The sequence below is a fragment of the Bacteroides sp. AM37-9 genome (assembly GCF_003603455.1).
Taxonomy (GTDB): Bacteria; Bacteroidota; Bacteroidia; order Bacteroidales; family Bacteroidaceae; genus Bacteroides; species Bacteroides xylanisolvens.
In genome coordinates this window covers 99,185-113,627 of sequence record NZ_QTNF01000005.1, presented here as the reverse complement: position 1 = coordinate 113,627, position 14,443 = coordinate 99,185, and the positions used below count along the sequence as shown (strand labels likewise).

Here is a 14,443-nt window from a genome sequence, read left to right as displayed (position 1 = left end):
AATTACGCGGTTTTATAATTATAATTGCATCAAACAATAGCGTAGTTCGTGTAATTTGTGTTTAATACGAATTTAATAGATAACGAAAATGAAGGGAAGATTATTAATCGTAATTTTTATAAGTATCTGTTTTATTGCAGGTTCCTGCAATGTATCATCCGTACAAGGGAGTCGTTATAACTTCTCTTCATTAGATTCTGTTATTCAAGGCTGGGTGAGTAAAGAGTACTATCCAGGTGCTTCTATCTGTGTAGTAAAGAATGATTCTGTCATTTTTCAGAAGAACTATGGTAGCTATACTCCTGATACAAAAGTATACGTAGCCTCTGCCGGAAAATGGGTGGCGGCTGCTGTTATCGGAGCGGTAGTGGACAGTACCAGTTTGGACTGGGATGACCCTGTGGAAAAGTGGTTGCCGGAATTTAAGGGAGATGCCAAAGGAAAAATCCTTTTACGACAACTGTTATCTCATACTTCCGGAGTGCGTCCCTATCTTCCTGAACCGCGTGTAGATAATTACAATCATTTGGATTCTGCCATTATTGAAATATTGCCGTTAGATACGGTTTTTACTTCGGGAAGCCGGTTCCAGTATGGAGGGCTTGCCATGCAGATTGCCGGAAGAATGGCGGAAGTGGCAATGGGGAAGGAGTTTGAAACTCTCTTTCAAGAACTATTGGCGCAACCATTGGAAATGAAAAATTCTCATTTTACTCCGATAAATACAGATGGCGGACATGCCCCGATGTTAGGTGGTGGTCTGTGTACCACCTTGAACGATTATATTCATTTCCTATCTATGATTTATCATGATGGAATGTATAACGATAAGCGGATTATATCAGCAAAAACTGTAAAGGAAATGCAGGCCGACCAAGTGAAAGACGCAATAATCCCTTCGAATAACTCGGATAATTATGTAGCGAAAGGGCTAGGACAATCCCACAATGGAATCTACGGATTGGGAGAATGGCGTGAATTAATCGATAAGAAGACAGGTGAAGCTTATCAGATTAGTTCACCAGGATGGGCTGGCGCTTACCCGTGGATCAATAAACGGGAGAATGTTTATGGCTTCTTTATTGCTCATGTAGTCGGTGCTTCCAGTAAAGAAGATGGTTTCTCGTCTTTTTATGGTAGTCCTGTAATTTCGAGAACTGTTTCAGAGATTGTAAAGGGACATCCGTTGGTTGTGAAACAAGGCCGCGTTGAAGTGGGCAACGGTTCTCTTTACTATGAGGAAGCCGGCACAGGTGCTCCCGTCATCTTTGTTCATGGTCATTCTTTGGATCATCGTATGTGGGATGAACAATTTTCCGTACTGGCAAAAAAATATCGTGTGATCCGCTATGATTTGAGAGGATATGGCATTTCGTCTTCACAAACGGAAGACTATCAATTCACACACGCTGGAGATTTAGTTACTTTGATGGATTCTTTGCACATCAAGAAAGCGCATATCGTCGGACTTTCTTTAGGTGGGTTTATTACTGCTGATATGTTGGCGTATTTCCCTGACCGAATGTTATCTGCTTTTTTAGCCAGTGGAAACATTCGGAAATCGAAAGGTCCCAGTGAACCGATGACTCCGGAAGAAGCAAGAGTACGTGATAAGGAGATTGCTGCTTTGAAAGAGAAAGGGGTAGATGTGATGAAGAAAGAGTGGTTTGAAGGATTGATGAAGTCAGGAGGAAGTCAGCGGGAACGAATGCGTGAGTCTCTATGGCAAATGATCGATGAGTGGGATGCGTGGCAACCTTTACACAAAGAAGTACGGGTGGTAGCTGGTTTGGATGCCATCGAGAAATTGAAAAAGAATCATCCCGATGTACCTGCTTTAATTGTTGAAGGTCATTCTTCCGGCAACCGATTCTCAAAAGAACCTCCCATTTTACAATATCTTCCCAATGGAAAACTGAAAGTAATTGACGATTGCGGACACATGCTGAATATGGAACGCCCGGAAGAATTTAATGCAGCATTGGAAGAATTTTTGAAAAACGTTCAATAAAGAATAATATTGTAACTGATTATATATAGAATAGACTAAGTACCATGAAACAAACTATTATTGCTGTTATCTGTTTTTTTTGTGTTTCTTCATTATATATACAAGCACAAAAAATAAATCATCCTTCATTACTGTATACTCCACAACGCATACAGCAAGTGAAACAGCGTATGCAGCATGAACCTAAATTGCAGGAAGCATGGGGAGATATTAAGAAAACAGCCGATGAAGCTTTGCAAAAGAAAGATTTTAATCGATTAGACTATTTGTCGTTAGCTTATTTGATGACTGATAATAAGGAGTATGCAGACGCAATCAAAGAAATCCTCCTGAAAGCTGTGGAAGCCGAATCATGGGGAGATGTGGAAATGATGGCGCGTATTCCTGCATGGCGTTCACAACTGGGTATGGCTCATAAGAGTTTTCTTTCCGCAGTGGGGTATGATGCTGCATACAATGTCATGTCTTCTTCAGAAAGAAAAAAGATAGCCGAAGGATTGAAACGGTTAGCCGTGGAACCGGCATTGGGAGACTGGTTGTTGGAGCCGACCCGTATTCACTCATTGAATTCGATGGGACATAACTGGTGGACCTCCTGTGTTTGTCAGGGTGGAATATTGGCTTTGAGTCTTCAAAATGAACTTCCCGAAGTAAAAGAATGGGTGGAGCAACTTCACGAATCACTTCCTGAATGGTTTGATTTTGCCGGTGATGTATTGCAACAGAAAGCAAAGAGTTTTGATGAGGCTGGTGGAATGTATGAAAGTCTGAATTACGCCAACTTTGGTATTCAGGAAGCTTTGTTGTTTAGGATCGCTTGGATAAATACTCATCCCGGACAGAATCCGGGTGATATTCCTCAATTGGCAAAATTGCCGAGTTACTTCTCACAAGTCTGCTATCCGCGTACAGGTATGCTGCATAGTTTGAATTTTGGAGATAGCCATAAAAATGTATCGGCAGAATCCAGCATGATGTTATTGTATGCATTGGGGGTGAAAGATCCAACTATTTTGTGGTATATAGCCCAGGTGGAACAAGGACAACATCGTGATGGCTTTTTCCTGAATCGTCCCATGGGCTTCCTTTACACTCCTGATTTGAGTAAGGCGCCCGCTGTCCCTCAACTGCCGACTTCTCAATTATTTGCCGATTTTGGTTGGGCTACGATGCGTGATTCGTGGGAAAAGGATGCTACGATGCTGGCTGTAAAAAGCGGTCATACATGGAATCATTCTCACGCAGATGCCAATTCATTTATTGTCTTTCATAAAGGGGTAGATATTATTAAAGACGGGGGAAACTGTTGGTATCCTAATCCTGCTTATCGGAATTATTTCTTTCAAAGCCAGGCGCATAATGTAGTACTGTTCAATGGCGAGGGACAACCCCGTGAGCAGCAGTACAGCGGTTCTACTTTGAGAGGATATTTACATCATCTTTTGGATGCGGGAAATGTGAAATATGTCCTGGCTAATGGAACAGGTCCTGTATCTAATAATTTCAGTCGTAATTTCCGCCATTTCCTTTGGATGGATAATGTGATTTATATGATTGATGATTTAAAGACGCATAAGGTCGGCCGTTTTGAATGGCTGTGGCATACCAACGGGACTTATAAGAAGTCGGGAGTTGACGTGAATGTGACGAATGGTAATTCTTCCGTTGTGATTCGTCCTCTTTATCCCCGTTTGCTTGCTAAGTCTGATTTTGTACACGACTATCCGGAGGATTTGTATTGGGAAGAAATACAGGCTCCAACTGAAGATTTGAAAGGTACTGAAACCTATTATTCATTCCATTTGCCGGCAGAAGTCAATCGTGTAAAAGGGCTGACAGCTATTATATTAAAGGAGACTCCCAATGAAAAAGACTTGCCACAAATGGAACGGCGGGAAGGACAAGATTGGATTGGACTTCGTATCCGTCACAAAGGTAAAGTGACTGACTTGTATATTAACCAGTTGGCAGATGGCAGACTGATGCACAGCAACTCATGGATTATGCCGGACGGCTGGATGACAGATGCCTATATGTTTGCAGTTTCTTATCCCGAAGGAACGGAAGCCAAAGACGCCAAAGATTTCTTTATCTGTCATGGCAGTGCATTAAGGCGCGATAAGGAAACCTATTTTTCTTCTTTGGCTAAGTTGTTTGTCATTCAAAAGGAAGAAGATAAGAAACTCAATCTTTGGATAGACGGACAGCCGAAGATAAATGCCAGTTTCAGGAGTAAGAAGAAGCCTGTAAGAGTAGAGGTTAATAATAAGAGAATTCCTGTTGTGTATAAACAATCCCAATTGAGTATAAAGCTGGTAGATTAACACTCATTTTTATTGAGGAGTGTGTTTTGTTTTTGTATAAACCTACATAAAATTCGGGATATTTTATGTAGGTTTGCATTGTTTCATCAAATATAAATCCTATGAATAATCTGATACGACATATAACAAGCCTTATATTTATTTCTCTTTCTCTGTCTGCCTATCCGATTTCTTATTCCTTTCGTGGTCTGTCAGAAACAAATGGATTATCTGATTTAACGGTCAGTGCCTTGTATAAAGACTCCGTAGGTTATCTTTGGATTGGAACAGCTACGTCAGTTGAATGTTTTGATGGCTTCCGTTTCAAGCATTATCCGATATTCGGAGATGATGAGAAACTGAAATGGGTGAATGTGATTGCAGAAACGCAAGGCAACCGGATTTGGGTGGGAAACGATATGGGCCTTTGGCGGATAAATAAAGAATCCGGTAAATTAGAACCGTTTGTTGCTGAAGTGATAAAATTCGGAGTTCGTTCTTTATTGACCGATGCGCAGGGAACCTTATATATTGGCAGCGAAAAAGGATTGTTTGTCTGCAAAAATAATGAATTGGAGCAGATTACTATCAATGCGGATATGTGGTCATCGGATAATTTCATAGTCGATTTGAATATGGGAGAAAAAGATACATTATGGATTCTGACCCGCTCCAAACTATATTCAATGAATCTGTCTACCCGAAAAATAACTTTATGTCCATGCGGTGACAATGATAGCCAGGATTATACTTATCGAAAAATGGCACGAATTGGTTCCAGGCTCTATTTAGGGACAATGGAACATGGAGTGGTTGTTTACGATATACCGACAGGGAAGTTCAGGGATAATTGGATTGATTTGGGATGCAATGTAATTTCTTCTTTGTCGGGTGACGGAAAAGATATACTTTATGTTGGAACAGACGGAAATGGAGTACATTTTGTATCTGTCAAGGAAAATAAGGTTATGAAATCTTTCCGCTATGAACCCGGTACTAATGGCGGAATCCGCTCTAACTCTGTCTATTCATTGCTGGTGGACAGGGAAGGATTGATATGGGTTGGATTCTATCAGTTGGGACTTGATTATACACTGTATCAGAGCGGGCTTTTCTCTACCTATTCTTATTCTCCTTATTTTGATTCAAAAGACATACCGGTACGGGCTATAGCTATCAATGAGAATGAAAGATTGATAGGTTCCCGCAATGGCCTCTTCTATGTTGATGAGACGAAACGGCGTTTTAGGAGTTTCAAGTCACCCCAATTACGCTCTAATATGATAATGTGCATTTACCCGTTTCAAGGAAAGTATTATATCGGTACGTATGGTGGTGGCATGTATATACTGGATTCTTCTACATTAACTATCCATGATTTTGAACCTTCGGAGACTCCTTTTGTGAAAGGGCATGTTTTCTGCATCAAGTCGGACAATGACGGTTGTCTGTGGATTGCCACTTCAATGGGCTTGTATCAGTATAAAGATGGCGAACAACTCAATCACTATACCAGTTCGAACTCCAAACTTCCGGAAGGGAATGTGCTTGATATATGCTTTGATTCTACAGGAAAGGGCTGGATTTGTACGGCTACCGGTTTATGTATTTGGGATCCTTCCACTCGTAGTATCAAATCAGATATATTCCCCGAAGGCTTTATACATAAAGAGAAAATCAGGACAGTATATGAAGATTCTTCCCACGAGCTCTATTTCCTTCCGGATAAAGGCCCTATTTTTATTTCCGATTTGTCAATGACTCATTTCCGAAGATTCCAGCCGGGCACTCTTTTGGAAGGGAAAGATGCCATGTTTATGATCGAAGACCGTGAAGGGTGGCTGTGGATTGGTACGAATCTGGGCCTGTACCGTTATGATAAAAAAAGTACAATTGTTCCTTATACTTTTGTGGATGGATTACCGAGTTCTGTTTTTATTACCTGTTGCCCTGTTATAGATGCTTCGGGAACAATCTGGTTTGGCAATTCCAAAGGATTGATTTATTTGACCAGGGATTTACGTGATATAAATGAAGAAAACAGTTATCCCCTGGCTATTACAGATGTATATGTGAATGGTAAAGAACCTTATCATCCTGCTATACAGAGTGAACAGCATCTCTATAAAGTCTCTTTGGAATCGTCGCACAAGAATTTGACTATCTGTTTCTCCGGATTTACTTATTCCGATCCTGCATATATGTCTTATGAATATAAAATGGAAGGGATGGATGATGATTGGCAGTTGTTGGGTGGTAAATCCGAACTGACCTATTATGACTTGTCTTCCGGGAAATATCAATTCAAAATCCGTCGGATTGGTGAGCCCGGTTCGGAAATCTGTTTATCAGTGACTATTGCTTCCTCTTTTAACGCGACCTTATGGGGAACAATTCTATTATTGATTGCAATAATATGCTTAAGCTATGCTTATTACCGGAGAAAAAAGAACTCTCCGGCTCTTGCGGTGGACGCCATAGAAACCGGGAAACCGGTAGTTGAAGAAAAATACAGAAAGAGCAATGTGAGTATGGAAGAATGTCATCGGCTGGCAAACGAACTGGACATGCTGATGCAGGAAAAAAGACTGTATGTTAACCCTGATTTAAAGATTGCGGATTTGGCGTCAGTGCTGAACGTCTCTCCATATACATTGTCCTACGTGTTTAATCAGTTCTTGAACAAGAATTATTATGATTATCTGAATGATTACCGCATAGCTGAGTTTAAACGATTGCTTAATGAGGATGAATATTCAAAATATACCTTAAGTGCTTTAGCTGAACTGTGTGGTTTTAGTTCTCGTACTTCCTTTTTCCGTTATTTTAAAAAGACGACCGGAATAACCCCGAACGAATACGTCCAAAGTATAGGACGAACTAATGAAGATTGATTGCCGGAGTCTCATATAATAATTTGAGACTCTAGCTTGCTATTGTTTAATTAGTTGATTATCAGTAGATGTTATGACTTCTGTTTCCCTTCCAATAGGATGAAATCTATCCGCCCTTTTTTATTGTTTCTTTTCCGTATTTACCATTTATATTTGCCAGCGTAATGATAAACAAAAATCTAAGCAATGGAAAATATAAACATGAAATCCACTCAACTGGTTGCTGACTCTTATAAGAGTTATCATCATTCCGTTTATCTTTATATCTATTATAAAATAGGTAAGGACGAAGAAGCAAAAGACCTGTCACAAGATGTCTTTTTGCGTTTGATGGACTATAAGCAGATATTGCGTCCGGAAACAGTGAAACATTTTATATTCGCGATTTGCCGGAATCTGGTAACGGACTATTTGCGTCGTTTTTACAAAGCTCAAGAAGTAACTTCCTATCTTTTCGACCGGATTCCTACTTGTACCAATGAAGTGGAGAGCCAGATTATTGCCAATAATCTATTGACATGCGAATGGGAGAGAGCCAATCAGCTTCCTGAACAACGTCGGAAGATTTATATCATGAGTCGTTTCGGAAATAAATCCTCGGCTGATATTGCCGCCCAATTGGGAATTTCTTCCCGTACGGTGGAAAACCACTTGTTTATCAGTCGGAAAGAAATCCGTGAGTATATCCAACAGTGTATCTAATATTAGAATAAATAGTATAAATGTTAGTTTTAAATTTTATGTATATGAAAAAAAATCTCTTCAGATTCTCATCGAGAAGATTTCTATTCTCTACGGTGATGGCCTCTGCCCTTGTAACAGGTGCTCCGCAGGTGGTATTTGCCAATGTGGGAGAAGTGCAGGCTGTTTCGCAGACTGGGGCAATCAAAGGTAAAATCGTGGATTCCTATGGCGAACCTGTTATTGGTGCCAATGTCAAAGTGAAAGGCACTACCAATGGTACGATAACGGATATGAATGGAAACTTTACTTTGAATAATGTATCAGGTGGTACGTTAGTGATTTCTTTTATTGGTTATAAGACGTTGGAAGTTTCTGTAAAAGGGACGAATCTGGCTAAAATTATCATGCACGAAGATACAGAGGTGCTGGATGAAGTTGTTGTGGTAGGTTATGGTACTCAGAAAAAAGAATCGTTGACAGGCTCGGTAACAGTGGTCGACCAAAAACTTTTTAAGGACAAAGGTACAGTGGCCAATCCGCTCTCGGCTATGCAAGGTCAGGTTCCGGGCTTACGCATCACCCGCTCGTCGGCTGCTCCCGGCGAAGAAGGATGGGGTGTCTCAATCCGTGGCTCTGTCTCAAAGAACAAGGTAGAACCTCTTTTGATTATTGACGGTGTACCAGCCAGTGGTGTCAGCGAGATGGCTCAACTCAATGCCGACGACATCGAAACCATTAACTTCCTGAAAGATGCTTCGGCTGCTATTTATGGCGCAAAAGCAGCGGGTGGTGTGATTTTGGTAACTACCAAACGTCCCGATGCCGGCAAAACCAGAGTGGAATATAGCGGTTCGGTTACACGTAAAATTGTGGGTTTGCAACCCCGCATGATGAGCATGGACGAATGGACGGACGGTGTGCTCCAAGCCCGTTTGAATGACGGCTATGGCGAAGACGACAACTGGGTGCGCTATGCCCGTTTGGCCAAAGCGATGAAGGGGAGTTGGATTAATCTGCATGGTGGAAACAACCCCGATGAAGATCCTATTCCGGGAGGATTCCGTGGCGTGGCCGACTTTGTGTTTCACGATATGAACTGGACTGATGTGCTGTGGGGAAATGCCACTTCTACCCAGCATAACCTCAGCGTAAGCGGAGGTTCGGAAAAATCGACCTACCGACTTTCGTTGGGGTATTTGAACGACCAAGGGACACTGCAATGGGGGAACAACTCGAACGAACGCTATAACGTACGTTTATTCAACAGTTTCAAGATAAACAACCGTATCAGCTTGGAAACCAATATGTCAGCTAGTCGTCAGCATCAAGTGGCTCCTACACAGATTGGTAGTATATTAGGCAGTAGCATACCGCAGCCAGGGCTACCGGTTTCGACCATTGATGGCAAACCGTATGCGTGGGGAGGCATTCATACTCCCAACTGGTCGGCCGAATTGGGTGGTGACAACAAACTTGTGGTGACCACTATGAATGTGAACGAAATTTTGAAAGTGAACATTTTGGATGGTCTTGATTTTCAGGGAACTTTGGGATACTCAACGAACAATGCGGCCCGTGACGAACAATATCTTTCGATTGATTGGTATCAATACGACGGCACTCCGATTCTGAATGAGAACTCTCCCTATCCCGCAAAAGAAAAATCATCGTATACTAAAAGTTCTGCGCGTACCGACAATTACACGGCATCAGCTTTCCTCACTTATAAGAAATTATTTGATGAGGTTCATGACATATCGCTTATGGGAGGTGTGCAATACGACTATGCCGCTTACGATTATAGCGGCACCAAAGCAATGGACGTGGAAGCGGCAATCGAATCGCTTAACGGTAAAGGACAAATCTACATAGACAAAGTAGACCGTTGGGAGGAAGCCATTCTTTCTTATTTCGGTCGCTTGAATTATAACTACAAGTCGAGATATATGGTCGAAGTGAATGCTCGCTACGACGGCTCTTCGAAATTCTTGCCCAAGAATCGCTGGAACTTCTTCTGGGGCGCATCAGCCGGATGGCGTATTACTGAAGAAAAATTCATGGAGAACTTGCGTGACTATGTGAATGAACTGAAATTACGTGCCTCATATGGTGAGGTAGGTAACCAAAATGGTATCGGACGCTATGACGGCATCCAACTTTACAACTACAAATCGAACAGCGGCGCTTTGTTGGGCAACTCGAAAGGAACCTATGTGGAATCTGCCGGACTGGTGAGCACCGTGCGTACTTGGGAACGTATCTACAACTATAACTTGGGGATTGACTTTGGATTCCTCAACAATCGCCTTACGGGTACGTTCGAGGTCTTTAAAAAGAAAAACGACAATATGCTGGTTTCGCGTCTGCACCCCGGTGTATTGGGTGGAACTGCTCCCAGCACCAATAGCGGTAAGTTTGAAGCCAATGGTTACGATGCCAGCTTGACTTGGCGTGACAAGATAGGCAGTTTCAACTACCATGTTGGCGGTACGTTAACTTATATGACCAACAAACTCGTTGATGGAGGTAACATCGTGGTGAGCGCAGGTTATAACGAAGCCGTGAATGGTTATCCACTCAACTCGGTATTTGGCTACCGCTACGTGGGCAAAGTACAAAACCAAGACCAACTGGACTATTACGTGGACAAATATGTGGGCAGCAACTCTATTGCCCTACCTGCCAACTTGCGTTTGGGCGACCACATGTATGAAGATGTGAACAAAGATGGTAAACTGACACAAGACGACCTTGTATTTCTTGGTTCCGACGACCCCAAATATTCGTTCTCGTTTAATTTCGGATGCGAGTGGAAAGGATTCGATTTCAATACCGTGTTCCAAGGTGTGGGCAAGCGTACCATCTATCGTGAAATTGACTCTTGGAAAGTGCCTTTCAAAGCTATTTGGCTGAACACTACCAACCAGTCGGTAGGTAATGTATGGAGTCCTGAAACTCCTAACAACCATTTTCCTACTTATTCAAACAGTAATGACATCAATAACTATAACTACATTCCCTCTACCTGGTCGGCCGATAATGGAGCATACCTGCGTCTCAAAGAGATTGTACTAGGTTATACATTGCCAAAGGCATGGATGAATAAGAGCGGTTTCATCAGCAACCTGCGTATTTATGTATCGGGCGCCGACTTGTGGGAAAAATCATATATCACCGATGGTTGGGATCCCGAAGCCACCCGCAAAGTGGAAAACAAGCAACGCTATCCGTTTAACCGCACCGTGACTTTCGGTGTGAATGCCACATTCTAATTTTTATTCTTAATATTGAAGATAACAATGAAAAAAATAGCATATATTTTAGGAATCATTTGCGCCATGACCATGCAGTCGTGTTTAGACCTTGAGCCCAAGACACAATTGGCGGATACCAACTATTGGAAGTCGCCCGAACACTTCAAACTTTTTGCCACCCAGTTCTACGGCTGGTCGGCCGACTTTCGATGGCTCGACGACAGTCAGCACGCTGATATTCGCTCGGACTTGTTTGCCGGTAGCACGGTGAACATCTATAGCAACGGAACAAACAGTATTCCGTCATCTGACAAGCATTATACCGACAATTACAATCGTATTCGTCAAACCAATACTTTATTGCAACAAGCCGATGCGTATGAACAACAAGCCGACATCGCCATTTCGGTGGGGGAAGCCCGTTTCTTCCGTGCTTATTGTTACTTTGAGTTGTTGCAGGCCTACGGTGACCTTATCATTACCCGCACGCCGCTCGACATCGACTCGCCTGAGATGCAGAAGGCTCGCAATCCGCGTACCGAGGTAGCTGACTTCATCATTGACGACTTGAAAGAAGCCGCTAAACTATTACCCGTCGATAAGGCTATCAGCAGCAGCGACGAAGGTCGCCTCTCCAGCGAAGCTGCTTTGGCATTTCTTTCACGTGTAGCCCTCTATGAAGGTACATGGGAGAAATTCCATAATGGTGGTCAAAATACCGAACGTACAAAAAATTTGCTCAATACCGCAGCACAGGCGGCTCATGATGTAATGGCGGGCGGAGCATTCGAGCTTTTTGCTCCTCAAGAATTGGGTACGGAAGCCTACAAATATCTCTTTATCTTGGAGAATGAAAAGTCGAATCCTGCCAGTATCAATAAAACAGGTAATAAAGAATATATCTTTACCCGCCGCCACGACCCTGTAATCAATTCTATCGGCTTCAACATCACACAAGGGCGTTTGGGCAATGCCTTGTACGTTACTCGAAAAATGGCTAATATGTATCTGCAAAGCAATGGGTTGCCCATCAATCCCCAAACGTGGAATTACACGAAAGTGGATGATGAATATAAAAATCGCGACAACCGCATGAACAATCAACTTATGGTGCCCGGACAAACTTACTGGGGTACAAACGGCGGACGCATCGATTGGAGCGGCAATGCTGCCGAAATAGCCAATGCCTCGCATAGGAACTTCATGCCTCAAACGGGTACAGGCTACTTTCCCCACAAGTGGTGTAGCGAACGCGACGGAGTGCCTACCGGTATGGAAGCCTATGACTTCCCCATCATCCGCTATGCCGAGGTACTGCTGAACTATGCCGAAGCCGTGTTTGAACGCGATGGACAAATATCGGATGAAGACTTAGCTATCAGTTTGAACTTGACACGCAAACGCATCAACCCCGAAATGCCTGACTTGACTAACGACTTTGTTACGGCAAATAATTTGGATATGCGCACAGAGATTCGTCGTGAACGTACCATCGAATTTTTCGATGAGAACTTCCGCATTGATGATCTGAAGCGTTGGAAAACGGCCGAAGATGAAATGCCGATGAACCTCACCGGTGTGAAGTGGAAAGGTACCGATTTTGAAAACAGATGGCCTGATGCTTCCTTTAAGGACAAAGATGGCGAAGGTTGCATTATCCACGAGAAAGGACGCAACTGGCACGAAAAGCATTACTTATTGCCACTGCCCACCGACCAGCTCAAACTGAACTCCAACTTGAAACAAAATCCGGGTTGGAACCAATAATCCATTCATTGTTCATTTATAAAGTAATCGAATTATGACATACAAAAATATACTTCAAAAGGGTGCGTTTGCAGCACTGATGACGGCTGGCTTAATGATGACCGTTTCGTGCAACGATGACGATGTATCCCCTGTTTTAGAAGAGAGAGTGCTCGTTAAGGAAATCAACCTTGAAGTGACCCCCGAACTGCCTCTGCTGATAGGCACTGACACTTTGATAAAATATACCGTAGGCCCTGATGAGGCTTTCAATAAAGAGGTGGTATGGAAATCGACTGTGCCCGATGTGGCTACCGTAGATGCCGAAGGACGCATCACGGCAGTGAAGGCAGGTAGCACGGTAATTTCGGCCAAGCCGGCTGTGGGCTATTCTGCCACTTCGACCATTAATGTGAAGGTAGTAAACGAAATTATTCACATCACTGATATCAATCTCACTAACGAAGACCTCGAAGTGTTTGTAACCTCAACTTTGCCCCTTACTTGGCAGATTACCCCGGCCGACCCCACTTACCCCGGGTTGATTTGGAAAAGCCTAACTCCCGATAAAGCCACCGTCAATGAAAAAGGCGAGGTGAAGGGCATAGCCGAAGGAAAGGCACGCATCCAAGTTACCGCTACCGACGACAAACATTTCACGAAAGAGTTTGAAATTAAGGTGAAGCCTATTATCTATATCGAAAGTATGGAATTTGTGAAAGAAGCAGATAAGCTGGCTTTGGGCGAAACCTACACTCCGCAGATGAATGTAACGCCGATAGATGCTACGCTTTCGTACATCGCATGGGAAAGCAGTAAGCCGGATGTTGTAGAGATTGACGAAAAAGGCCGGTTCGTGGCGAAGGCTTATGGCAATGCAGTAATTACCGCTTTGGCCGACTATGGTGACGGTAAACCTGTCAAAGCTACGATGAGTGTCAACGTGAGCGAAGGTTTAATGAACGACCAGTTTACTGTCGAGAACATCTGGCAGCCATTCGGAAACTTTACTCACCGGGAATTTGAATGGATGGAGAATGACGGAGTACTTCGTATTTTCCCCGGTGAAGATAAGACTTACAAAGCTGTCCGCATTTGTCGCAACGGCGGTTTTGGGTTCAACGTAACCAACTATCCCATCTTGGCCTTTAAAATGAAATTCCCCGAAAATGTGTTCGAAGCATCGACAAGTATAGAGTGGTATCTAGACATTTGGGGCGGAAGCGGCATTACCGTAGCCGGTAAATATGGCGAAGATACCGATAAAGGAAAAAATGCCATGACTGTGGTAGATTGCGGTGAATACAAAGTATTCTACGCCGACTTCACGAAGAAATTCCTTGGCAAAAATCAACAGTATATGCCTACCTCATTGACGAAGTACGACACGGTGGAACTTCAATTTTGGAAAATCTGGTATGAAGCCAATGAAACAGGCAGCATCTATGTGGATTGGATAAAGACTTTCGAATCGGAACAAGAACTGAAAGATTTGATAAAGAACGAAAGTGGTAAACAATAGCATCTACTTTCTCTGGAAACTGATTGAAT

The 14,443-nt window shown here is 42.9% G+C and carries 7 protein-coding genes; all 7 read left to right on the top strand.

All coding sequences use genetic code 11. The features are described from left to right. Window positions 1–88: 88 nt before the first annotated feature. The 7 genes from DW862_RS05380 (at window position 89) to DW862_RS05350 (ending at window position 14,414) form a co-directional block, all read left to right on the top strand. The gene (locus DW862_RS05380; RefSeq protein ID WP_004316032.1) at window positions 89–2,011 is read left to right on the top strand and encodes an alpha/beta fold hydrolase; all 1,923 of its coding nucleotides are present in this window, start codon (window positions 89–91) and stop codon (window positions 2,009–2,011) included. A gap of 44 nt (window positions 2,012–2,055) precedes the next feature. After that, a complete protein-coding gene (locus DW862_RS05375; RefSeq protein ID WP_120067414.1) occupies window positions 2,056–4,335 on the top strand; it encodes a heparinase II/III family protein in 2,280 nt (759 codons plus the stop codon). A 101-nt stretch (window positions 4,336–4,436) separates the two neighbouring features. Further along, window positions 4,437–7,208 carry a two-component regulator propeller domain-containing protein gene (locus DW862_RS05370; protein ID WP_120067413.1) on the top strand — a complete coding sequence of 924 codons (2,772 nt, stop codon included), beginning with the start codon at window positions 4,437–4,439 and terminating at the stop codon, window positions 7,206–7,208. A 186-nt stretch (window positions 7,209–7,394) separates the two neighbouring features. Continuing rightward, a complete protein-coding gene (locus DW862_RS05365; protein ID WP_087318886.1) occupies window positions 7,395–7,910 on the top strand; it encodes a sigma-70 family RNA polymerase sigma factor in 516 nt (171 codons plus the stop codon). Window positions 7,911–7,954: 44 nt separating this feature from the next. Next, entirely contained in the window at window positions 7,955–11,164 is a 3,210-nt protein-coding gene (locus tag DW862_RS05360; protein ID WP_008997760.1) for a TonB-dependent receptor, read from the top strand. A gap of 27 nt (window positions 11,165–11,191) precedes the next feature. Next, window positions 11,192–12,913: a RagB/SusD family nutrient uptake outer membrane protein gene (locus DW862_RS05355; RefSeq protein ID WP_008020342.1), complete on the top strand. Its 1,722-nt coding sequence runs from the start codon at window positions 11,192–11,194 to the stop codon at window positions 12,911–12,913. Window positions 12,914–12,947: 34 nt separating this feature from the next. Next, entirely contained in the window at window positions 12,948–14,414 is a 1,467-nt protein-coding gene (locus tag DW862_RS05350) for an Ig-like domain-containing protein (protein WP_120067412.1), read from the top strand. Window positions 14,415–14,443: the final 29 nt, after the last annotated feature.